The organism is Treponema bryantii NK4A124 (assembly GCF_000421345.1).
GTDB lineage: Bacteria > Spirochaetota > Spirochaetia > Treponematales > Treponemataceae > Treponema_D > Treponema_D bryantii_B.
Map to the genome: position 1 here is coordinate 1 of NZ_ATWV01000006.1, position 24007 is coordinate 24007.

A 24007-nucleotide genomic window follows, 5' to 3' on the forward strand; every position below is an offset into this window, starting at 1 on the left:
CCAATACGCTGATTCATTCGGATCAGGGAAATACTTATAAAGCGTCAGAGTACAGAAAACTGCTGGAAGAGAAAGGTTTTATCCAGAGCATGAGTCGAGTTGGTAACTGCTGGGACAATGCCTGCATGGAACACTTTTTCGGTACGCTGAAAGCAGAGTCTGGATATTACAATGTTAGTAGACATGGCCTGCTTTCATATCAAATGATGGAAGAACTGATAACAGATTTTATTCAGTTCTATAACAAGGACCGCATACAGAAAAAATTAGGCTGGAAATCTCCAAAGACTTTCAGCCTAAAATGTGCGTAATAACTGTCTAAAAAAATGGGGGCAGTTCAGAAGTGCGGGCGAGGGGGAGACTTCCCCCTCATAAATAAAAAAAATCTATCGGCAATTTATAACTGCATTTTTGAGTGAAAAATCCCTTTATATTTTGCCGATAGTGAGGAAAGAAAATGGCCGATTCATTCAACAAACTATACGAAGTAATAAAAACTCTCATTGCACCTGATGGCTGTCCGTGGGATTCGGTGCAGACGCCGGAGAGCATGAAGCGTTATCTTGTGGAAGAAACTTTCGAGGCCCTCGAAGCAATCAATGAGAAAGATGATGAGCATGCAAAGGAAGAGCTGGGCGATGTGATTATGAACGCGGTTGAGATTGCGGCTCTTTATGAAAAGCAGGGCAAGTTTTCTGTGGATGATGTTCTGGATGGAGCTGCGGAAAAACTGATCCGCCGGCATCCGCATGTTTTTGAAAAGAAAGAGATGACTCTGGACCAGCTCAATGTTCAGTGGGATAAAATCAAAAAATCAGAAGGCAAAAAAGAAAAGCTTTCGCATGAAGAGAAATTTAAGAAGATGCAGAAGCTGCTGGATTCTCTTGCTCCGGAATATGGAGTACAATAGTGTCATTCCCTGGCACTCCTGTATGTTAGGATGTGATTGTGAGGTAAATATGAAAAACACTTTAATTTTGATTTTTTCTTTATTAATTATAAGTACATTCGCCGGCTGTTCCAGCAAGCAGAAAAACGCGGAGCAGCAGTCTGAAAAAAAACAGCTGATTGGTATGGAAAAGACAGTTACTGTTGTATATAAAAATGTTTCAATGGCAGAAGGTCTGAGAATCGCAGAAGAGAATCCGGATGCAATTATTCTTGATGTCCGCCGTGACGATGAATACAAAGCCGGCCACATTCCCGGAGCCCGTTTGCTTACCATGGAAACAATCACAGCAGAAAGCGCCGCAAAAGTCCTGCCAGATAAAAATCAGTTGATCCTGATTTATTGCCGTAGCGGCCGCCGAAGCAAAATCGCCGCCCAAAGCCTGCTGGATTTAGGCTACACAAATCTGATAGAATTCGGCGGCATTCTGGATTACAAGGGTAAGCTGGAGAAGTAAAATGACTATCAATAATCTGCAGAACGGCGACTTACTTTTTATGCGCGACAACTCAGAATTCTCTAAAGCGATTATTGAAACTACAAAAGAATACAGCCATGTGGGAATCTTTTTTGATGGTATGATTTATCATGCATCGAGAAAATATGGAGTTGTAAAACAGAAGCTTGAAGATTTTTTAAGAGAAGGAAACTGGGATGTTGATATTTTTCGATACCCGGAAATTGACTGCGAGATTGTTCAGGAACGTGCTGAAAAATATTTAGGCTGCAAATATAATCATAGCTTTTACCCAGATAACGGCTGCTTTTACTGTTCTCAATACATTGCAGAAATTCTTCCGATTTTTGATTCTGTTCCCATGAAGTTTAATGATGAAGAAAAAGATGTTTCTGATTACTGGAAAAAGTACTACGATGAACTTGGTCTGGATATTCCTGTAGGAGTGCCTGGTACAAATCCGAGTCAGATTTCTACATGCGAGAAAATTAATTTGGTTGGGAAATTGCAAAGGATATAAAATGACCATTAGAGAATTTGTAAAAAAGAGTTTTGAATACGACCACTACCGCAAATACGGGACCTGGGGAAAGTACACTGTGTATCATGTCTGGAATAAAAGTGGGAAGGGGCGAAAATCGGTTTTCCTCATTTTGCTCTTGTGGATGGCGAGAATATCAGGATTGCAAATCCTGATGAAACTATGAAGATTATGGGATTGAAATAAATCTTGTCTGTAATGATAAACTTATGATAAGTAATTAAAAGATGAGGTGAACAATATGACAGAGATTAGACCGGTATCTGATTTAAGAAATAAATTCTCTGAAATTGAAACTCTGGTAGCTGAACGCCAGACTCCTGTATTCCTTACAAAAAATGGATATGGTTCAATGGTTGTAATGAGTATTGATATGTATGACAAACTTACTGATAACATTGAATCTAAACTTGATGAAGCTGATTTACAGGCTAAGACAGATCCTACTCGTTATACTCATGAAGAAGTATTTTCCTCTATTCGTAATCAGATAAGGGCAAGATAATGGATTATACTTTACGTTATCTACCAATTGCAAAGCAGGACGTAACGAAGAAAACTTTTTGAAATAAAAAATTATATAAGTAATGACGGACCTTATTCCAAAATCTCACCATCCCGACTAATTACAATGACACGCCAGGGAAGGAATTTTCCGCTTGCTTTAAGGGCGTCTGTTGCAGCACGTTCAAGTCCTCCGCAGCAGGGAACTTCCATTCTCACAATAGTAAGACTCTTTATGTTGTTCTGACTTATAATCGCGGTAAGCTTTTCTGTGTAGTCGCCTTCATCTAGTTTTGGACAACCGACGAGCGTAATGTGATTCTTGATAAAATCCCTATGGAAAGCAGCGTATGCATAAGCTGTACAATCAGCGGCAATCAGAAGATTTGCATTTTCATAAAAAGGAGCCTGAACAGGAAGCAGTTTGATTTGAACCGGCCACTGCATCAGTTCGCTTTTTACTGCTGTTTTCGCTGAAGATTCATTTTCTGAGTCACATGAGGTCTGAGCTCGATTAAACGTATGCATTGCACTTCCAGGGCATCCGCCTGTGTGAGGATGAGCCATGGGAGCACCCGATGCCTGCTGAGCGAGAATCTGTTTTCTCATTTCAACAGCAGCCGGATTATATTCTGCACTTTCCCTCTCTTCAATTGTAATTGCACCTGCAGGGCAGGCTGGAAGACAGTCACCAAATCCATCACAAAAATCATCACGTAAAAGATGAGCCTTTCCATTTTCCATAACAATCGCATTTTCGTGGCAGGCAGAAGCACATAAACCACAACCAGTGCATTTTTCTTCATCAATCTTAACAATCTTTCTAATCATAATTAACCTCGATTTAATCTTTTTTACAGTTTTAATTTATCAGCAGGGAATGAAAAAGAATGTTGTTAAAACAACAAAAATCAAATAAACTAGAAATATGAATATCCTTGAACTGATTAAACATCCTCTTTTTACAGGCCTTGATGAAAAAAGCCTGCCAGAGGCATTAAAGCTTTTTGAAAGTTCAGAAAAGGCTCTAAAGAAAGGGGAGTGTATTTTTAATTCAGGAAGCATAACAGAAGCAATGGGCTTTGTACTTGAAGGACGAATTCAAATAGAAAGCACAGATTATTGGGGAAATAAAACTATTATTGATAATCTTGGAAGCGGAAAGGTTTTCGGAGAGACTTATGCCTTAACAGGCAAACCTTTGATGGTAGATGTTGTTGCTGTTGAAGATTCTAAGATTATGATGATAAAACCTAGGAACATTTTTCTTCACAGCAACAATAAAATTAATTCAGTTCTGATTAAAAATATTCTGCAGATTAGCATGAATAAGAATCTTCATCTTTCACAGCGTATATTTCATACAAATGCAAAGACAATCAGAGGAAGACTTCTGGCATATCTTTCATCCTGCCTTCCTGCAAAAAGCCCTCATGCAGAATTTGATATTCCTTATGACAGGCAACAACTTGCAGATTATTTACAGGTAGACCGTTCTGCTTTAAGTGCCGAACTCAGCAAAATGAAAGCTGACGGCCTGATTGATTACTGGAAAAATCATTTTAGACTTTTACATCTGGATTAGATTCACCAAATTTTTCCATAAGACTATCTCACCCCCGGCACTACAAGAATATCCGTTGTAACACAGGGACTCAAAAACTCCCGCTTCATCTGCCAGCCGTCAACAGTCCAGGATTTTGCCAGAGTGATGGAGTGGCGGCCGTAGACCTTTGTGATTTCATCTACAGCGTCCATGAGGCGCTTCTTTTTTATGTCTTCCATGGGGTCTATCCAGAGCCAGCCCTGATACTGAGCAGGCATAATTTCCAAAAGCGTAATCATCACTACCTTGTAGCCGTAGCCCTGGCGGAAGATATAGGGTAGGGCAAGGCGGGCAGCGTTTACTATATCGGGTGTGTAAGAGGTGAGGCGGGGCAGCTGGACGATTGCGGCGTTGGAGTACTGGCTGTCTGTATCATCGCTGTAATAGTTGCAGGTAGAAATTGTGACCTGAACTGCCTGGCATTCTGACTTCTGCTTTCGGAGTCGCTCAACTGCAATTTCCGCATATTCCACCATAGCACATTCAATCGTTGCCATATCATAGACCTTGATAGAAAACTGTCGGCTGGAAGTGATTATGTCCTTCTTTTCCCGGGTCACTTTTTCTACTGAGCGGATTCCGTTGAGCTCCTGAACGGTTGCAAAGCCCTGTATTGTAAGCAGTCTTTTTGCATCGCAGAGGGGCATGTGCTTTAGCATGAGGGCATTTTTGATTCCGTGAAGCTGCAGCTTTTTCGCACGGGCAGGGCCGATTCCCCAGATGGTACCGCAGTCAACAGATTCCAGCAGGGCATCTACTTCACGCGGATTATATACAAAAACTCCGCCGTGTTCCTTGGCTTTTTTGTTGTAGAGCTTTGCAAGTGTCTTAGTAGGAGCTGCTCCCACGCAGATAGGGATTCCCACTTCCTTTGCAATGCGACGCTTGAGGTCAAAGCCGATTTCCTCGTAATCCTTTATGGACCAGTTGCAGTCATCAAAAAAGAGAAAGGATTCATCAATCGAATATTCTTCAATATCCGGAGCGTATTCCATGTAGATGGAAGTAATTCGCCGGCTGATATCAGCATAAAGAGTATAGTTGCTGGAAAAAATTGTGATTCCCTTCCAGTCACAGATATCACGTACTTTGAAATAGGGGTCACCGCGTTTGATTCCACAGGCTTTGGCTTCCTTATTTAAGGCGATGATGATTCCGTCATTATTTGAAAGAACTGCAACAGGCTTGCCTCGTAAATCAGGACGGTAAATCTGTTCGCAGGACGCGTAAAAAGAATTTCCGTCGGCGTGGAGGACCATATAATTACATTTCCTTCACCGTATGAATAATGTGTGTAACAGAACCGGTGATGATAGTATCTTCCAAAGTCTTCTTAATTTTATAAACTCTGCCCAGAACAAAATGCCCCTCAGATTCATAAACAACAAGACTATTGGGCCTAATCTTTTTTGCCCGGTCAATAATCAGGATGTCGCCGTTATAAATCCCCATATTCATATAGCTGGAACTTTCAATCTGCATAAAAACAGTAGCAGAAGGATGCCTGATGAGAACGCTGTTTAAGTCTATTCCTTTACTTTCGTAGCCCTGAGCGGGGCTTGGGAATCCTGTAATCATGATTTTATGATAATTCTTGTTTGGTGAATTGTCAATATAAAAAATCACTAAATAGTGATTTGATTATTTTAAATATCATTGTATACTTGTAGGCATGGATGCAGAAATTTTTTGGAATAAAGTAAAGGCGATTCTCTCAGAGCAGGGCAAAAATCAGGAATGGCTTTGCGAGCAGACCGGTATTGTTATCGGCACGCTGCGAAACTGGATTTATTATAAGCGTCTCCCGAACATTGATGACGGGACTAGAATTATCGAATCTTTTGGAATGACGATGGAACAGTTCAAGGTTTATCCTGACCATCTGACGGAAGATGTAATCAATATCCCCGTTTACGAGCAGGCCTTTTCTGCAGGTCGTGGTCAGGAGCTTCCTGATTCAGCTGATATAATTGATTACGTTGCACTTCCATCACATTTGAGAAAATACCGTGAAAACATGTGTGCATCCTATGTCCGCGGTGACTCCATGGAGCCGACACTTTTTGACAACGACATCATTCTTTATGATAACTTCGGCTACGACGGTACAGACGGAATCTACGCCATCAACTACAGGGGAGCAGCTTTTGTAAAACGTCTTCAGCGGGATAAAGACTGCGTTCGAATCATTTCTGATAATTCAAAGTACAAAGAAATGCTGGAGACCGGCGAGAGCCAGGACTTCCGCGTTATTGGAAAAATCCGTTACGTTATGCATAAGGTGCAGGGGTAACTGATACCCAATGGAAATAACCTTCGTAATCCAGAAATCCCGACGACGCTCAATGAGTATCCAGGTGGCAGATGACAGAAAAATCATCGTAAAAGTGCCGCTGGGAACGCCGACTTTTATTGCAGAAAACTTTATCCGCGAAAAGAAAGAATGGATTACAAACGTTGCAACAAGTGGCTCAAGCAGAACGGTGGAGCATATTTTAAGTCGGCACTCCAGCTAACCAGGAGACTCAAAACACCGGCAATCAGTGAAACTGTAATAACAATCGGCAAATAAATGAACTTATTGATCACCGAAATCCCGATTATCAGAGTTGAAAAAAATGGCATGCAGAAAGTCAGAATATCATTAAACTTATTTGACGCAGAAGAGTCTGTAGAATAATAAGTCAGATAAATAGATAAACTGATAACAGCCAAAAAGATTAAAACAGTAATTACGCTTTCCATAAAAGCCTCCTGATAGGTTTGTTACTTTATGGCTTTTATTATAAAATGCAAGAGTGCCAAGGAGTGGCACTGTAAAAATATCTTCGAAAAATTTTACAGTGTCATTATTTGACATTGATGTGTGCTATAATATAAGCACAATAAGGAGCCCATGAATGAAAGTTTTTTATAATCCTTCGTATGATGGTTTTGTTTATTATGATTTTTCAAAAACGAACATTGCATTTGATACTATCGTTTGTAATACTAAGTCACTGGTAGATTTAATTGAACTTCATGCAGGACTTCATATTCCTGTTGCTTCTGATTTAGAGCGAACTCTGGATTATTACACTGCAATCAGAAATTATAGTAAAACAAATCCGGGCCACCTTTTTGCAAAATCTTTTGAACGCGACGGAATTAATACTGCGAAAGAATGTCTTAAGTGGCGTGATGCCATGCTTCTTGCAGGCTGGGTTCCTGGGAAGAATGATTCTTCTGAACGTATGAAGACTCTGTCTGCCATTGAGAAAAACTTTAAATCTCCTTCTTTTGGTGAAAAACTTTTGCAGATTACAAAGGCTGTGAAAGAGGGCTGCGCTCTACCTGAGGATTTAGAAATCATCATTCCGTTTGATTATCACTGCTTCCAGCCAGCAGAGGTTGAACTTTTAAAAGCAATTGGCGAAGAGCATGTTCATGTAAATTCAGAGCTCCCTGCAAACAAAAACTTCCTTCGCAAGATGTCGGAAGTTTTGAAAGATAACAAATCAGATAAACTTACTCTAGAAGAAAATGATGGCTCTGTTGAACTTTTTGAATTTGAAAACACAAACGACTCGCTCCAGTATTTGAGTCAGCTTCCAGTTGATCAATATTCAGTATGGATTAATCGTGATAACCGCGCTTTTGACAGCTGGCTTAGTTATCTTAATAAGCCGACCTGCGGTGCAAGTGACAAAGGTGTGAGTCAGATTTCTGAACTGCCTTTGATTGGACTTGGCATATTTTCTCGTCCTTTGAATCTTACATCTCTTATTAGTTGGCTATCTGTTCCATTTAGTCCGCTCAGTTTTAAATTCCGAGATGACTTAATAAATACTATAGTAGGGGAGGGTGGTTATTTTAATGAAGCCTGCAGAATGCTCCTCGATAAAGCAGAAGATTATGATAAAGATAAAATCAAATATTTCCTTCCGGATATAACCAAACCGAAAGAAGCAATCAGTCAGAATGAAAAAATTAAAAAGACTACAATTGTTGAATATGTTGCAGAGCTTTCAAAATGGATTTTCAATAAGACTCAAGATGAAAAACTGAATGATGCACATATAGTACAATTACAGGGAGCACTAGCTACATGTGCTGCAATGAAGAAAATTCTTGATATTTTTGATGAAGAAGAAATTTTCTTCGAAGATTTGATTTTAGTTTTTGATTCTCTTTCTACAGAAATTGAAATGGAAATAAGTGAGGCAAACAAAGGCTGTCAGAATCTTATTAAATCAAGTGCAAATTATGCAAGTCCAGCAAAGTCTACAATCTGGTGTGACTTTTATAATCCAGATGAAAGAGAACTTACTTATTCTTTCCTGTCACCTGCAGAAAAGGCGGCTCTTAATGATGGTCTTTGGCAGGAAGATAATGAACGTGAATATATTCGTTTGAATAAATATCTTCCATTATTTTACACAGAAGAAAAGCTTACTCTTGTAACTGTAAAAAAGAGTGGAACAAAAGATTCAGTAAAAGAGCCGCTTATAATACGGCTCGAAAAGAATATGGGTAAAGATGAGAAGGGCAAGGATATTATAGAGCGCTATATCAAGCATGTATCTCTTGCTGATATTCCTGGAGTGAAGACAGAAGAGCTTCCTCAGATAAATAACCGTCATCAGGCAGTGGATGGAACAATCACTTTTAAGCGTACAGACCTGGTTCATTTCCGTGAAGTTGAAAGCTTTAGCGCAATTTCAAATCTTATAGATTATCCTTTTGATTATGTCTTTGACAAAATCATTAATCTGCAGAAGAAAGGAGCTGCGGCTCTTTCTGCAGTTTACACAACAAAGGGAACTGTAGCCCATGCAATTATTGAAGAACTCTTTAATCCAAAGCATGGTGGCTGCCCAGAAGATATTGCAAATCAGATAAAGAACAACTACGAAGAAGTGTTCAGTCAGAAAGTACTGGAATCAGGAGGCATCCTTTTACAGTCTGAAAATCTTTCTGAAACTGCAATTTTTAAAGAGCAGATGGGGGAGTGTGTAAAAGCTCTCTTAAAACTTATTCAGGAAAACGGACTCAAAGTTATAGCTTGTGAACAAAAGCATGAAAAAGTGGACCTGCCAGAATTTTCAAAACACAAAATAACTTTCAGCGGAAGCATAGACATGGTACTGGAAGATTCTGCAGGCCAGCCTGTAATCTTTGATTTTAAGTTCTCCCCATCAGAAGCAAAGTATCAGGATTGGATAAGAGAAAACCGCTCAATGCAGCTGGCTTTGTATAGAGGATTAGTCTTCAAAGCAACTGAGAAACATGCAAAAGCAGCCGCTTATGTTCTTCTTCCTGATGTAAAGGTTATTACCGCAGATGACTTACAGGGAGCAATCTTCAAAACTTATGTTGATGTAAACAGGAACGGTAATCTGCTTAAAGAAATGAGTAACTCTTATTCCTTTAGAAAAAAGCAGATTTTGCAGGGTTTTATTGAGGATGGAGAAGGTGTGGAATATCCATTTATTAATGGAAAACCTGTTTCTCCTTCTATAGATTATGCAGATTCGACAGAAGATCAGGCTCTTGTTCCGATGGATATGGAAACGCATTCGCGGAATAAAACCTGGAACAAGAAACAAAACAAATACAGTAATTACAATACTTTCAAGGCAGGTAAATAATGAATCACGTTACATATATAAGTGCCGGTGCCGGTAGTGGAAAGACTTTTACATTAACTTCAATTCTCGCAGATTTGATCATAAAAGAAAAAGCAGCTCCAGAGCAGTTTATCCTTACAACTTTTACCGAGGCTGCAGCTGCTGAGTTCAAAGAAAAAGCAAAAGCAAAAATCTATGAACAGCAGCAGACATCGCGCTATGCAGAATATGCAGAACGTCTGGACCAGGCAATGATTGGAACTGTAGACAGTATTGCCTATGCCTTTGTTCAAAAATACTGGTATCTTCTTGGAATCAGCCCTAACTTAAAGATGATAGATGATGAACAGAAGAAGTTCTTCGTTGGTCAGATTCTGTCTTCAATTGCAACTCAGAATGAGACTGCCTTTTTAAAGGATTTTTGCGAACAGTTTGGAATCGGTTATGAATGGAGCGAAAACAAGTTTGGTCTCAATTATGACTTTTGGAAAGATGATGTAAAAGAAATCTTTGAAAAAGCTAAAAGCTATAATGTAAAAGACTTGAAAGGTAGCCGCGAGAAATCTCTGGCCTTTGCAAAGGAGCTTTCTGGTTTCTGGACTCTTAATTATGATGTCGAATTGTTCAGGGATTTGATGGAAGAAATTAAGAGCATAGATGCCGGACAAAGCCGAAAATCAGCAGCACGAACGGCAGACATTAAAAAGTATTCTTTTATTCTTTCGAAGAAACTTACTATAAAAGACCTTGCTGGATTCAGAACTTTCATAGATGGATTACCTCAGGCTTTTCAGAACTCTCAGCTTCGTCAGGCAGCTTTGGACAGTCTCAATCATCTTTATACAAATACGACAGTTAGCGAACTTATCCTCAAATATATCAATTTGATTTTTGATTATGTAGAAAAAGCTCAGACTGCTTTTGAAGAATATAAAGACAAGCAACATCTTATAGATTTCACAGATATGGAGGCCCGCTTTGTAGAGCTTCTGGATAAAAAAGAAGTTCAGAACGATATCCGTAATACTTATAAATATGTATTTGTAGATGAGTTTCAGGATAGTTCTCCGATTCAGGTTCAGATTTTTGATAAACTTTCAGAGATTGTAGGTTCAGATGAATGTGATGATTTAATTGTACCAGTAGGAGAGGGGAAAGATATTCGCAATTTCCATACTCACAACAGTATCTGGGTTGGAGATTTTAAGCAGGCTATCTACGGTTTCCGTGGAGCCGATACAGATTTAACAAAAGCTGTTGCAGACATTATTGCAAAAAAGCAGGTAACAAATCCCAAACAGTTTAAGATTCACTCTCTCGAAAAGAGTTATCGTTCTCTGGAGGATATTGTTAGTTTTACAAATGATGTATTCGTTCCGGCTTTTGCCGATGTGCTTGCAAAAGAGCAGGTTGAATTAACATCTCATCGTGGAAATCCAGATATAATTCAGAGCCTTAGATGCTGGAAACAAAATGGAACAAACTCAGATGGAAGAACAGAAAGTCTTGCAGCTCAGATTGCAAAGCGAATCAAAGATGGTGAAGATCCATCAGATTACGCAGTTCTTGCAAGAGGAAATTCTGAGTTGGATAAGCTTTCTGAAAAACTTAAGGAACGAAACATTCCGGTTTGCCGCGAACTTGCAATAGACGAGAATAGAGATGAACTTACATTACTTTCTGCATTCCTCAATCTTGTTATAAATGATAAGGACAATTATTCCAGAGCTCTTGTGGCCTTCCTTTCTGAAGAAGGTTTTGATGCTGGAAAAGTTGTAGATACAAAGCTTGAGTTTAATAAGATTTTCAAAGAAGCAAAAGAAAAAGCCGAGGCTGCAGGTGAATCAAATCCAGTCTTACCGAATTATCTTGCAAATAATCAATTGATAAAAAAGTTCATGGAAAATATATCTTTCTATAAGGTTCAGACAATTCATAATCTGGTAGAAAGTTTGATCATAAGCTTGGATTTGTATTCTGTAGGTCGCAGCTGGAAAGATGTTGCCGGAACTGACGAAGCATTTAATGCCCTTATAGAAGCTTCTTATGATTATGAAGAGCGTTGTATTCAGGCAGGTCTGCCGCCAACTATCAATGGCTATATTGATTTCTGTAAAGAAAATGCAAAATCATCTGGTTCAAAAAATGGAGTTACCCTTACGACTTTCCATGGTTCAAAAGGTCTGGAATGGAAAAAGGTAATTCTCTTAGGATTGGACAAAGATGCAGAAGATGAGAAGAACATTTTCAAATACGATGTATTTGGAGTACAGAAGTATCACGAAACAGTTCCTTCGGAAACAGATTTATATCCGCCAATGATAATCAATCTTATGCCAACACTGTTTACAGGAAATACAAATGTAGCAGATGATATGGCAGAAAAGATAAAGGATGCACAGCGTTATAAATCAATCTGTGCCACTTCAAAATCAGAAACAATCCGACTTCTTTATGTTGCAATTACCCGTGCTAAAGATCAACTCATTCTAACAACAGAAGGAAAAGATAAAGCCCTAAGCATTTTCAAGTGTCTGGGATGTAATGTTGCAGATAATTACAATTTCGAAACGGATAAAACAATTGATTTATTCAATAATAAACATCCTTTCTTGTATGAAGAAAAACAGCTGGCTGACGGGGAAAGCATAGAAGCCCGTGCAAATCTAAGATATGTTTTGAACTCAAACCCAGAAACTGCAAAAGAAAATCGCGACATGCAGCCTAGCAAGGCTCCTGCAAATAAATTTGTAAAGGCAAAAGAACTCTTCTGTTCTGGAAAAAGAATCACCATAAAGGCTGGGGCAGGAGAGTATGATAAAGTAGGAACCTGCATTCACGATGTATTTGCATCCCTAGAAAATAACAAAACAATAGAATACGTTTCTTCCATTATAAAGAACTCAGGAATGGAAGCAAAAATCCCTAATCCGGCAGAAATACTTGAAGCATGGAATAATCTGGAAGAATTCCTGACCAAAACATACGGTAAAGGAAAGACATCCCACGAAGTTCCTTTCAAACATTATGATAACGGCCAGATTTACACCGGAAGCATCGACTTAATATGGGAAACAAGTGATGGGGTAGTGCTGGTAGATTTTAAATCATTCCCGGGAACAAAAGATGATGTACTTGATCCAGAAAACCTTCATTATGCTGGAATCTATTCCGGCCAGTTTGAATGTTACGAACGAGCTTTAAAGGCGGCCGGAAAGAAAGTTCTCGCGAAAGTGATTTACTATCACGTGCTTGGAACAGGAGTAGAACTTTTTTATGAATAATATCATTAAATGATATTCTAAGGGGTTATATTGTACCTCAGAACAGGAGGTGCTTTATGATTAAGTTCTTAGTTATTGTTTTTCTTGTAGTATTCGTAATTCCATCTATGATTTTTTCTTTATGGTCATATTTTGATCAGAAGAAGAAAGCAAAAAATCCAAAGGCTCAACCTCGCCCGCAAAATCTCACCCATGCCCAGATGATGGCTCTGCTTGAACCAGATGGGCTTCAGTCAATTCATCGACAGGAAGCTGAGGCTCAGTCCGTAAGTCAGCCGGTCACAGAACCTGTTCCGCAACCAGCTCCACACCGAGTAGAAGAGCAGGCTGAAGTTAAAAGTGCACCTCATGAAGTTCAGACAATTGTTCTTAAAAGAGAGATTTATTACTGAAGGAATGGTAATTTATTCAAAATGGCCTCGTTATATTTTATAGCCACCCGAATCACAGTGCCGTTCATTGGCACCCTTGCATTTTATAATGTAAATCAGAAAGCTGAAAAAGGGGGCCTTTTATGAGAAAAGACGACATTCTGGATGTATCAAATGCTTATTCCTATAAACTTGATTTAAGTAAAATTAAGCAGGATCTGCCGAAAGCTTCTAAGAAGCACAAGACACCTGCCAAACGCTATGTATGCATCGACCTGGAAATGACAGAATTTACGGCATCACAGAGAAGCTGCGTTCCGGGAGCAAACGGCGAAGTTATTCAGTTTGGGGCAGTATTGCTGGACGAAAACTATAATCTACTCAGCGAGTTTTCTTCTTATGTAAAGCCTGTTTACAGTTCAGTTAATCAGCGGATTAATCAGCTTACCGGCATTTCAAATCAGAAGCTCGAAAAGGCAGATGATTTTATAACTGTTTTCGACAAGTTCTGTTATTGGCGTGGGGAAGGGGATATTACAACCTTCTGCTGGAGCAAGTCTGATTTTAATCAGCTTTGGAGCGAGCTTGAGGCAAAGGGAAAGCATCGTTACGACCTTTTTGCTACCTTACAGGATTTTGTAGATTTGCAGAATATCTTTGGAAAGCTTATTTCATCAAAGACATCAGTTGGCCTGGAATCTGCAATGAGACTTCTTCAAATGGAGTACAAAGGCCAGGTACACACAGCCTTGAGCGATTCTTACAACACAGCCCGCATTCTTCATAAGCTTTTCTGCACAGAGAGTCTCGAAGTTGATTTTGAATACATCAATCCATCAAAAGAAACACCAGTAAATCAAAAGGGAGAGGAAGAATATAATTGCTCATTAGCAAGCTTCCTTTCGCCAGAGCTTTTGTCACAGTTTGGTTATACAGGAGCCTCACAGGAAGAAGAAGCAGAAGAAAAATCCATTGATAATATCGCTGAAGATTTGCAGCTTTTGGAAGTATCTCCGCTTGCCGGCCTTATTAATAATGAAGAAATTGCTAACCTTTGTTCAAAATACAATATCGAGGTTCAGAGCTGGCTTAAGCTGGCAACTGAAGTTATGAATACTCAGGAAATGCAGGTTGCATAAGAGGAGAAGGATATGGGAGTTTTCATTCTTTTTATATTATTTGTTGTTATCGTTGTGATTCTCGGTAAGGCAGGTAGTAGCGGGAAAAGCGGCTATTATGGAGGATATTCCCGCGCATATGATTATGAGGATGATTTTGATGAATATTCCGATTCTGAAACTAGAGCTGCACGAGGGGAGAGAGAATATTTTTCTGATGATCCATCAGATGATTACAATTCGTATTATGCCCAGGTTGCAGATGATACAATGATGGGAGACCGCGATGCTATGGACGAAATGTACGGGGAGTTTGGGGAAGGGGAGTGGTAACTAATATTTGTATTAAGAAGTTATAGTTACGCAAAATTTATACGAGCTTAGTATATTATACAATGATCTGGTTCTTTTTATTGATTCCTGGTAAGCTGTAATACAAAATTGGTAAAGAGGAAAAATAATGAGACAGATTTTTGAGACTATTTTTAATAATTTTATTAGAGATCTTAAATCAAATAAGAGCCCTAAAAAAAATCTAGAGTCTGTAAAAGCAATTGAAAAAGATTCTATTGAGGCCATTAAAAAAACAGGTTTATTACATAAGAATTCAAAGGATATAGATACATATAAATTCTGTGTGGAAGGAAATTGTGAACAAATAGAAGAATGTAAATACTTAGTTGAAGGAAGTTGTGGAACAGGGGGATGGACATATACTCCGTGGATAGCAATTTTTAGGAAAACAGAAACAGAAAGTGCACAACGTGGCATTTATGTTGTTTATCTGTTTAACAAAGAATGTAATAAAGTATATTTGACATTGAACCAAGGAAGTACCAGTATAGGGAAAGTATATAAACCTCAAGAAGCAACAAACATATTAATTAAGAATGCAGAATTATGGAGAAATCTTTTAGCTAAATACAATAATAATTATTTCGTTGCAAATAATGATATAAACCTTGATGAAGATTCAAATCCAACCGCAAAAGCATACAAAGACGGAACAATTTTCTATAAGGAATATGAGAAAGGCAAACTACCAAGCAATGAGACAATTATTTCAGACCTGGCGAAAATGCTTGAGATATATGAGAAATTTGTTGATATTAGATTACATTTATATGACAAAATAAATTTAGACACATCAGAGAATAATCCACCAAAAGTACATTTTGAGGTTTCTTCAAAAAATAAGCCTTTTAATATGAAAAAGTTTTCAACTCCCTATGCGGAACGTTATGTAAAATCTTTACTTGCAAAACAATTCGTAATACTTACTGGTAATTCTGGTACAGGAAAAACAAATATTGCAAAGAATTTTGCAAAGTGGCTTGAAAAGAAAGATGATAAAGGAAATACAAACTATCTTATAAAGGCCGTAGGTGCAGATTGGACTGACAATACAAAAGTCCTTGGTTATTTTAATCCGATTGCTAATAATGGAAGAGGGGAATATGTTTCCACAGATATACTTAATCTCATTATCAATGCGAATAATAATCCTGATATTCCTTTCTTTTTAATACTTGATGAGATGAATCTGAGTCACGTTGAAAGATATTTTTCAGATTTCCTAAGTGCAATGGAATCAAAAGAAGATATTATTCTATACAAAAAACCAAGGGGCTGTCTTTCTGTAATAGATGAAAAGATTTCTATACCAGATAATTTATTTATTACGGGAACTGTTAATATTGATGAAACAACATATATGTTTAGTCCAAAGGTTCTGGATAGAGCAAATGTAATAGAGTTTATTCCTGATGAGAAATCAATTTTCAGAGCACTCGAAGATACTTCCGAAATTAATAAATCTTTTACAATAGAACCAGATAATAGTGGAATGGCAGAAGCCTTTTTAGCTCTTAGTAAAGATATAAAAAATAAACAGCAAACCTCATTAAATAAAGATTATGGAGATGTTCTTAAAAAATTTAATCAAACCTTAAAAGCAGCAAATTTTGATTTTGCATATAGAACTGTAAAAGAAATTGTATATTATTATTTTGCATCTAAGGAAGTTAATCCAAAAATTACTGATGACGAAATAATTGATGAACAGATAGTTCAAAAAATTCTTCCAAAGATCCATGGTAATAAAAAGCAGCTTGGAAACCTCCTTGATAATCTTGAGAAATTATGCATAAAAAGCGGTGATAAAAAAGGAGACATTGTAGGTACTGGTTGGAATCTTGGAAAAGACCTATCTTTAACAAAGATTGCGTTAATGAAAAAAAGATTAGAAACAATGCAATATACAAGTTTTATTTAATACATGAATAACATCGTAGCTATTTCTAAAATATTAGATGATTCTCATATTGTCTGGCTTTATCCTTTTGAACATGCAAAATTCGATAAAACTAATAAAGAACAAATAAATGAATCGACATTTTATTATTCAAATTCAGAGTTGAAGAAACAATATTTTGAATATAAAGAATTAGCAAATGACACTTTTTATAATATCAATTCACTAAGATTAAAAGAAACTGTTAGGTATACCTGTAGAATTGAAAATACAAAAGGGGAAAAAATAAAAGAAGAAGTAATTAAAAAATATTTTCCAAAAATAAATAATCAAGATAATAATAATAAACTTGTAAAGGTCGTTAATGATAATGATCGTATTACTTTTCAATTCATTAATTATCTAGGTAAGACATTTATTTATTTTGGTGATAATAAAAGTCAGCGAATAGATTTTGAAATTGTTCCGGATAAAATTGATTATGAAGCTGATTATATTCAATTAACTGAAGATATAGCTAAAAAATGTGCAGCTTTATTATTAGACTATTCTAGTTCAACAAATTTAACATTTGTCCATGATTCCTCTAGAGAATCCAAATTACTAGAACAATTTATTTTCTTACGAACATTTTGTTATTCAGAAAATATTGAAACCCTATTTGCTTCAATAAAGAGAAATCCAGACAGAATATTGATAAAGGAAGACGAACTGAAACCCATTGGTCAAGGAATCCCTTCTTCAAAATATTTTACAAATCCTTTTTCTAATTCATGCGGGTGGACTAAAACAAAGAGTGGAGAGTACTTCCCATTAGAAATAGCTGTAACTCATAAATATGATAGTTATGACACAGTTGCAAATAGATTTATAAAATTTGCATTAATAACATTTTCTGAAATATGTGAGAATGTGTACAAGAAAATAAATGCAGAAAAAGGTGGTAAGGTTTATTCTCAACTTGCACAGGAAATGTATAACAAGATTTATGAAATCTTAAATGATTCCTTTTTTGATGATGTTGGTGAACTAGAAGTGATGCCAATAAGTAACCAAGTGCTTGAAAAACGAGAAGGTTACAGTCAAATCTTTAATGCTTTTTCTATGATTGACTTAGCATTACAACTTGACTGGAAAGAAAAGGAAGATGTATTTCTTGGTGAATCAAAGAATACTGCTTTATTATATGAATATTGGTTATTTTTTGAATTACGCGATATTTTGAAAGAATTGAATGGTGAGAAGGAAACAGTAGATAATTCATATACAGAATTTATTGAAGATAAGAACGGCTTAACAATTACATTAATTCAGGGAAAAACTTCAAGAGAAACTTTTTTATTTGAGAATGGAATAACAGTAAATCTATATTATAACAGAACCTTTGCTGCTACAGAGTTTAAAAACTCAATTTATTGGGGTTCTTATTCAAGGCCATTTAGACCGGACTATACAATTGCAGTATTCCCCTCAACATTTAATACAGAAGATGCTGCAATTATTGCAGGTGAAGTTTCATATATTCATTTTGATGCTAAATATAGAATAGAAGATATAAAGCAATTTGTAAAACCAGATAGAATAATAGATGATGAAAAATTGGATAATATAGAAACCGAAACTGATGAAAAATTAATTGAAGAATTAAATGATGAGAAAAATGACGAAATTGTAAATACGTATAAACGTGGTGATTTGCTAAAAATGCATACGTATAATGATGCAATACGTAGAACTATAGGAAGTTATGTTTTATATCCAGGAACATCAGATAACAAAAATGAAAATAATAAAAGTAAGATTTATGATGAAATACTTCCTGGAGTTGGTGCTTTTGCAATTCGACCAGGGGATAGTGAAAAAGGACATGAAGCGATAAAAGACTTTATAAATGGAATAATAGAATTCAAGGCAGATACAAGTCGAAAAATATCTCAAATGGATACTTATGAAAATATGCTGCTCAAAGGGGTTGATATTGAGATTAACGATAAAAATCAACCTTCAGTAATTGATAATGGAGAAACTCTATTTGGTTATATTGATAAGAATTATTTGGAACATCTAATAGTTTTAAATTGGTTGCCTATAGAACGAAATAATAAACCAAATAAAAGTTTTTCCAAAAACTTTGAAGAAAATAGATTTTTTTTATATTATTATCCTGTCATAAAAGGTGGAAAGGTTGTTACTTTGCAAAAGGATTTTTCAAAAGTCAAATATTTCAGGGGATGGACAGATTCCTTTCCAAAAGGTCTTAATTTCAAAGTAAAGGTAGATACCTTGAATCCAGAGTTGCTCAGCCAAGCAGAATTACGAAATAGATTAATAAATTCTGAGAATATGCCGGACCTTACAAATGGTGATTTCTTTTATGTTTTAAAATTATTTATAAATGACATTATTGAGTAGATCAATTGATTTTAGATAAGATTGATGAGATTTTTAAAAATCTATCCATGATTAACATCGGGTGGAAAATTCACCAAGAAAAATCTTCAAGAAAATAATTATAACTATAGAAATTCACAATGCCGTTCATTGGCACCCTTGCGTTTTATAATGTAAATCAGAAAGCTGAAAAAGGGGACCTTTTATGAAGACAAAACCTGAGTTTAGAAAGGTTGTTTTTGAATATGACTGTATGTGCTTTTTTGGAAGCAGTTATAAACTAATCCTTTTGGAAGATGGCCGGTTAATCCGGGAAGACTATAATATTTCTATGCCGATCATAAAGAATTGCCTTACAGATGATTTTGAAGACCTTGTAATCAACAGCCCGGATTTAGTAAATGTAATCAAGCAGCTTATAAATGAAAACAAAGAGGAATTAAAGAGCTTATTGTCAAAGTATATTGGAAATCCTGGCGTTTGTGATGGAGCAAGCGAGACTTTCAGATTTGGAAGAATGAAGATTGAAGGTTCAAATATCCTTACCGTATCAATGGAAGGCTATGAAGAAGCTCTTAAAAAATATAATTCAGTTGAAATGGGATGGGAAAAAGATCTTTTACAGTTTCAGAATAAGTTCCATAAATATGTGGAAGAACCACTTTTTAATGGAGAAGAAACAGAGGAAGAGGAGGAATAAAATTATGATGATGGCACCAGAACAGTATGTAGAACAGTTTGAAAATGCATCGTATCAAGAAATCTTAAAAGTAAAGAATGAATTGATTTCTGAGATTTCAAAGTTTGAACACGATTATGACATGGTAGATTCTGATTGGAATATCTGTCCAAAACCGGATGCTCGTTATCAGTGGAATTTGGAAGCTCTTGGATTGATTGCTTCGATATTATCAAAAGCATTTAACAGAGAGTATGAGTGGGGGGAGAAGGCTATGGAGGAGTATGGTGGGGAAATGAGGAATTTTTATGGAAATAATGAAGTTTGAATGAAAAATATTTTGTGAAATCGTGATTTTTTTCACCTTTAACCCCTTAAGGCGTGGTATAATCTACAATAATATGCAAGTTGATTATACAAAGCTTTGGGCTCGTTATAAAGAAATGGGTTATAAGAATAAAACAGACCTTATTGAGATGGCAGGAATCTCAACGAACATTCTTGCTAAACTGACTAAGGGTGATTTTATTTCCATGGATAGTATCCAGCGCATTTGTAAAGCCCTGAATTGTGATGTGGGCGATATATGTGTAATTAACAAAGTAGAAGGAAATAATTAAAAAATGTTACCTGAAAAAAGTATTGATATAAAAGAAAATGACCTTCTCAAAATTGATCCAGAACTTCTCTCAATTCTTTTAAAAGATAAAACAACTGGCAATAACATCATATGGGCAACTGATAATTACTCCAAATATGGTTTTTCTTATTCTGCTGAGAAAGAAATTAAAATTGAATTAATTACCTCACGGCATGGCGGAATTATAAAGCCTCGAATTGAAAAATCAAAAACAGAGCAACAGCAGAGAGTTCGACAGAAAGCTGAAGTGTTTACGCCTAGCTGGATTTGCAACAAGCAAAACAATAAGGTCGATGAAGAGTGGTTTGGTCGAAAAGATGTTTTTAATTTAGAAAAAGAAAATTCTTGGGAAGTAACAAAAGAAAAAATTATATTCTCTGATTCTGAAAAAAAAAGTTGGAAAGATTATGCTCTTTCTAAAAGACTTGAAATGAGTTGCGGTGAGGCTCCGTATATAACAAGCCGCTATGATGCGGTAACTGGTGACAATATAGAAGTTTCAAATAGAATTGGAATTTTAGATAGGAAACTTAGAATTGTTAGTGAAAATACTGAAACACGAGAAGATTGGATAAAGTGGGCTTATAGTGCAGTTCAAAATGTTTATGTTTTTGACTGGCAAGGTGATAATGTTCTTATTGCGAGAGAAAATCTTTTATTTACTATTGCTGAACATTATGAAGCAAAATTTAATGAAAAGCTTGAAACTCAGGATTTAATTGGTTTCGCAAAAGTAATAGCTTGGAATATCTGGCAGATGGATGGAATAAAATATGTTATTCCAAATTCTTGCTGTACAAAAGAAATTATAGATGAAGATTTATTTGAAAGAAGAATAATTGCAAAGCCCTGTGTTGGATGTACAAAAGGTGACAACCGAAAACACAATGGTATTTACTGCATTATTAAAGATTGGGAAACTCATAGAAATATTCGTTTTGTGGATATGGTATTCGGAGGCGGAAAATAATGGCACAGATTTTTAATCAAGCATTTGAGCAAAAATTGATTTATGTTTATCGCATTAACGATACAGCCCATGAAGGTTTTCTTAAAATTGGTGAAGCCTCTTGTAATGCAGGAATGGCTTATTTTGCTTTTGAGACACAAGTTGAAGCCGAAAATTGCATGAAGTATATAAAAACAAAATTCGCCCGTGCAATGCTTGGTACCCTAAAAGTAACACAAGATAATCCTCGTGAAACTTGGCTCAATGTACCTATTCAAGACTTCACCGCAACCAGCGACATCAACTGGAACAAATCTATTCCCGAAATCGACAAACAGCTGTACAAGAAATACGGACTTTCTGCAGATGAAGTTGAGTTTATTGAGAGCAAAGTAAGGGAGATGTAAGATATGATAACTGAGATTAAACTTGCAAACATCGCAACTTATAATTCTGTAACTTTTACAGGGTTACAACGAGAGAATTTTATTTATGGAACGAATGGTTCGGGAAAAACAACATTAAGTAATTATCTTTTGGATGTTTCAAATCCTTCATATAGTGATTGTTCTATCACTTGGGAAAATAATATTCCTCTTCAAGTATTAGTTTACAATAAAACTTTTAGAGAAAAGAATTTTAATTCGACAGGAAAAATTCCTGGTATTTTTACTATTGGCGAAAAAAGTAAAGAGACTACAGATCGAATAGATGAAATTAATAATCGATTAGATGAATTGAAAAAAAATACTATTGGGGATAATAATACAAAAGATAATAAAGCAAAAGAAAAAGAGGATCTATACGAAGCTTTCAAAAACTCAGTATGGAATCAACTTTATAAAAAAAATGAATCCGTATTCAAGGATGCCTTTGAAGGAGTAATGAGAAATAAAGATAATTTTGTTGCAAAGGTTATATCAGAATATGAAATTAATAAAAATGAAGACTCTCTTACATTTGAAGAATTAAAAGAATTATCTGATAAAATTTATAATTCACCACATCAGAAATTTGAGGAATTACCACCATTTCCAAATATTGATATAGAGCAAGATATAGAAAATTCGATTTTTTCAAAAAAAATCATAGGTAATAACGATGTAGATATTGCTGCCCTAATTAATAAACTAAACAACTCTGATTGGGTGAATACAGGAAGAACGTTTATAAATATAGATGATAAAGTCTGTCCTTTTTGTCAGCAAAAAACAATTTCAGATAAGTTCATTAAAGAGCTTAATGAGTTTTTTGATGAAACATATACGAATGATTTAAAAATGTTAAAAGACACTTCTGATTCATACAAAAGAAATTCTAAAGTATTATTGGAGTTTCTGGATAAAATAGAAAACTCTGAAACAACAAATGAGAATACTCAACTAGATTTAACACTTTTCTCCGCATATTTAAAAACTTTGCATAGTGAAGTATCTGAAAATTTAGGAATAATCGCAAATAAAGAAAATCAACCAAGTTCTTCATTTGAATTGAAATCCCATAAAGATATTATAACATCTATAATAAATCTCTTTGATAATGCGGTTCAAAAAATTAAAGAACATAATGATATTATCGACAGACTTTCTATAGAAAAAGAAAATTTAAAGAAGAAGATTTGGTGTTTTCTAGTAAAAGAAAACGAAAGCCTTATTTCTGACTTCAATAATAAAACTGAAATTTGTGAAAAAGTCATTTCAAAAATGGAAGAAAGAATAAAAGGGTATGACTCTGAAAAGGAAGCTTTAAATATAGAATTAAAAGAACTTAATAAGAAAGACATAACAATTCAAGCCGCAATTGATGCAATAAATGATATATTGAGAAATTATGGTTTTATGAATTTTGAGATTGTGACTGCACAAGAAGAGAATACTTATACCCTGAAGAGAAAAGATGGAAGTCTTGTGGAAGATAAGTTAAGTGAAGGAGAAACTACATTCATAACCTTTTTGTATTATATGCAATTAGTGCATGGTAGCTTAAATGATGATGGAGTTGAGAAAGAGAAAATATTAGTTATTGATGATCCAATCTCTAGCCTTGATAGTAATATATTGTTTGTTGTTAGTTCATTGATAAAAGAAGAACTTAAAAAACTAGGTAATAAAGATAATAAAATCAAGCAGATTATACTTCTCACTCATAATATCTATTTTTATAAAGAAGTTTCTTTTATAGATGGTCGTGAGAATGCTAGAAAAAATTTAACTTATTGGATTATTCGAAAAGAAGAGCTAACTTCTGAAATTCAAAAATATGAAAAGAATCCTATTATTAGTTCATACGATTTATATTGGAGAGAAATACGAGAGCATGAAAAAGATGGGAAATGCAATATTTATATTCAAAATACAATGAGAAGAATTATTGAGCATTACTTTAAGATTTTGGGAAAGTATTCGGATACGACATTATTAGACAAGTTTGAAAACCCAAATGAAAAAAATATTGCTCGTTCATTACTTTCATGGATAAATGATGGTTCACATTCTTTACCAGAAGATTTATTTATAGAAGAACCTGAACAGATTACAAATAATTATTTTGATATATTTAAAAAACTATTTATCAATGCTGGGCAAGAAGAACATTATAATATGATGATGGCTATACAAGATTAAAGAAACAAAATCTTGACCTGCTGAATGATAG

Annotated in this window: 24 protein-coding genes; 21 read left to right on the top strand and 3 right to left on the bottom strand. The window is 35.6% G+C overall.

The window, feature by feature from the left end; all coding sequences use genetic code 11:
- The 5 genes from G626_RS0107000 to G626_RS0107025 form a co-directional block, all read left to right on the top strand.
- A partial coding sequence (locus G626_RS0107000) for an integrase core domain-containing protein (RefSeq protein WP_022932075.1) occupies positions 1–311 on the top strand: 311 nt, incomplete at its 5' end.
- Between the two features lie 146 nt (positions 312–457).
- Positions 458–910, top strand: coding sequence for a MazG nucleotide pyrophosphohydrolase domain-containing protein (locus G626_RS15705; protein WP_022932076.1), 453 nt, complete (start codon positions 458–460; stop codon positions 908–910).
- A 49-nt stretch (positions 911–959) separates the two neighbouring features.
- Positions 960–1406, top strand: coding sequence for a rhodanese-like domain-containing protein (locus tag G626_RS0107010; RefSeq protein ID WP_022932077.1), 447 nt, complete (start codon positions 960–962; stop codon positions 1404–1406).
- Between the two features lies 1 nt (position 1407).
- Complete coding sequence (locus G626_RS0107015) at positions 1408–1926, top strand: YiiX/YebB-like N1pC/P60 family cysteine hydrolase (protein ID WP_022932078.1); 519 nt, start codon at positions 1408–1410, stop codon at positions 1924–1926.
- A 262-nt stretch (positions 1927–2188) separates the two neighbouring features.
- Positions 2189–2452, top strand: a complete 264-nt coding sequence (locus G626_RS0107025) for a type II toxin-antitoxin system Phd/YefM family antitoxin (protein WP_022932079.1) — start codon at positions 2189–2191, stop codon at positions 2450–2452.
- 92 nt (positions 2453–2544) lie between these two features.
- Here the strand turns inward: G626_RS0107025 and G626_RS0107030 are convergent, their stop codons facing one another.
- On the bottom strand, positions 2545–3282 hold the full coding sequence (locus tag G626_RS0107030; protein WP_022932080.1) for an ATP-binding protein: 738 nt from the start codon (positions 3280–3282) through the stop codon (positions 2545–2547).
- Positions 3283–3379: 97 nt separating this feature from the next.
- Between G626_RS0107030 and G626_RS0107035 the strand changes: the two genes are divergently transcribed.
- On the top strand, positions 3380–4036 hold the full coding sequence (locus G626_RS0107035; RefSeq protein WP_022932081.1) for a Crp/Fnr family transcriptional regulator: 657 nt from the start codon (positions 3380–3382) through the stop codon (positions 4034–4036).
- Positions 4037–4059: 23 nt separating this feature from the next.
- On the opposite strand, the gene G626_RS0107040 is transcribed toward G626_RS0107035, so the two are convergent.
- Positions 4060–5316, bottom strand: a complete 1257-nt coding sequence (locus tag G626_RS0107040) for a Y-family DNA polymerase (RefSeq protein ID WP_022932082.1) — start codon at positions 5314–5316, stop codon at positions 4060–4062.
- A 4-nt stretch (positions 5317–5320) separates the two neighbouring features.
- Positions 5321–5635: a S24 family peptidase gene (locus tag G626_RS15710; protein ID WP_022932083.1), complete on the bottom strand. Its 315-nt coding sequence runs from the start codon at positions 5633–5635 to the stop codon at positions 5321–5323.
- 94 nt (positions 5636–5729) lie between these two features.
- On the opposite strand from G626_RS15710, the gene G626_RS0107050 reads away from it, so the two are divergent.
- The 15 genes from G626_RS0107050 (at position 5730) to G626_RS15730 (ending at position 23976) form a co-directional block, all read left to right on the top strand.
- Entirely contained in the window at positions 5730–6350 is a 621-nt protein-coding gene (locus G626_RS0107050; protein ID WP_022932084.1) for a S24 family peptidase, read from the top strand.
- A 10-nt stretch (positions 6351–6360) separates the two neighbouring features.
- Complete coding sequence (locus G626_RS18040) at positions 6361–6573, top strand: SprT family zinc-dependent metalloprotease (RefSeq protein ID WP_156003234.1); 213 nt, start codon at positions 6361–6363, stop codon at positions 6571–6573.
- Positions 6574–6957: 384 nt separating this feature from the next.
- Positions 6958–9687: a RecB family exonuclease gene (locus tag G626_RS0107060; protein ID WP_022932086.1), complete on the top strand. Its 2730-nt coding sequence runs from the start codon at positions 6958–6960 to the stop codon at positions 9685–9687.
- A complete protein-coding gene (locus G626_RS0107065; protein ID WP_022932087.1) occupies positions 9687–12950 on the top strand; it encodes a UvrD-helicase domain-containing protein in 3264 nt (1087 codons plus the stop codon). Before G626_RS0107060 ends, G626_RS0107065 begins: the two co-directional genes overlap by 1 nt.
- A gap of 56 nt (positions 12951–13006) precedes the next feature.
- On the top strand, positions 13007–13342 hold the full coding sequence (locus G626_RS0107070) for a hypothetical protein (RefSeq protein WP_022932088.1): 336 nt from the start codon (positions 13007–13009) through the stop codon (positions 13340–13342).
- Between the two features lie 122 nt (positions 13343–13464).
- On the top strand, positions 13465–14460 hold the full coding sequence (locus tag G626_RS17370; protein WP_022932089.1) for a 3'-5' exonuclease: 996 nt from the start codon (positions 13465–13467) through the stop codon (positions 14458–14460).
- Positions 14461–14472: 12 nt separating this feature from the next.
- Complete coding sequence (locus tag G626_RS0107080; protein WP_022932090.1) at positions 14473–14772, top strand: hypothetical protein; 300 nt, start codon at positions 14473–14475, stop codon at positions 14770–14772.
- A gap of 127 nt (positions 14773–14899) precedes the next feature.
- The gene (locus tag G626_RS17375) at positions 14900–16714 is read left to right on the top strand and encodes an MrcB family domain-containing protein (RefSeq protein WP_022932091.1); all 1815 of its coding nucleotides are present in this window, start codon (positions 14900–14902) and stop codon (positions 16712–16714) included.
- A 3-nt stretch (positions 16715–16717) separates the two neighbouring features.
- Positions 16718–19105, top strand: coding sequence for a DUF2357 domain-containing protein (locus G626_RS0107090; RefSeq protein ID WP_022932092.1), 2388 nt, complete (start codon positions 16718–16720; stop codon positions 19103–19105).
- A gap of 184 nt (positions 19106–19289) precedes the next feature.
- The gene (locus tag G626_RS0107095; RefSeq protein WP_022932093.1) at positions 19290–19784 is read left to right on the top strand and encodes a hypothetical protein; all 495 of its coding nucleotides are present in this window, start codon (positions 19290–19292) and stop codon (positions 19782–19784) included.
- Positions 19753–20091, top strand: coding sequence for a hypothetical protein (locus G626_RS0107100; protein WP_156003237.1), 339 nt, complete (start codon positions 19753–19755; stop codon positions 20089–20091). Before G626_RS0107095 ends, G626_RS0107100 begins: the two co-directional genes overlap by 32 nt.
- Positions 20092–20164: 73 nt before the next feature.
- Positions 20165–20383 carry a helix-turn-helix domain-containing protein gene (locus G626_RS0107105; protein ID WP_022932095.1) on the top strand — a complete coding sequence of 73 codons (219 nt, stop codon included), beginning with the start codon at positions 20165–20167 and terminating at the stop codon, positions 20381–20383.
- Positions 20384–20386: 3 nt separating this feature from the next.
- Positions 20387–21373: a hypothetical protein gene (locus G626_RS0107110; RefSeq protein WP_022932096.1), complete on the top strand. Its 987-nt coding sequence runs from the start codon at positions 20387–20389 to the stop codon at positions 21371–21373.
- Positions 21373–21759 carry a hypothetical protein gene (locus tag G626_RS18185; RefSeq protein WP_022932097.1) on the top strand — a complete coding sequence of 129 codons (387 nt, stop codon included), beginning with the start codon at positions 21373–21375 and terminating at the stop codon, positions 21757–21759. The genes G626_RS0107110 and G626_RS18185 overlap by 1 nt, the downstream gene beginning before the upstream one ends.
- A gap of 3 nt (positions 21760–21762) precedes the next feature.
- Entirely contained in the window at positions 21763–23976 is a 2214-nt protein-coding gene (locus G626_RS15730) for an AAA family ATPase (RefSeq protein ID WP_022932098.1), read from the top strand.
- Positions 23977–24007 lie beyond the last annotated feature (31 nt).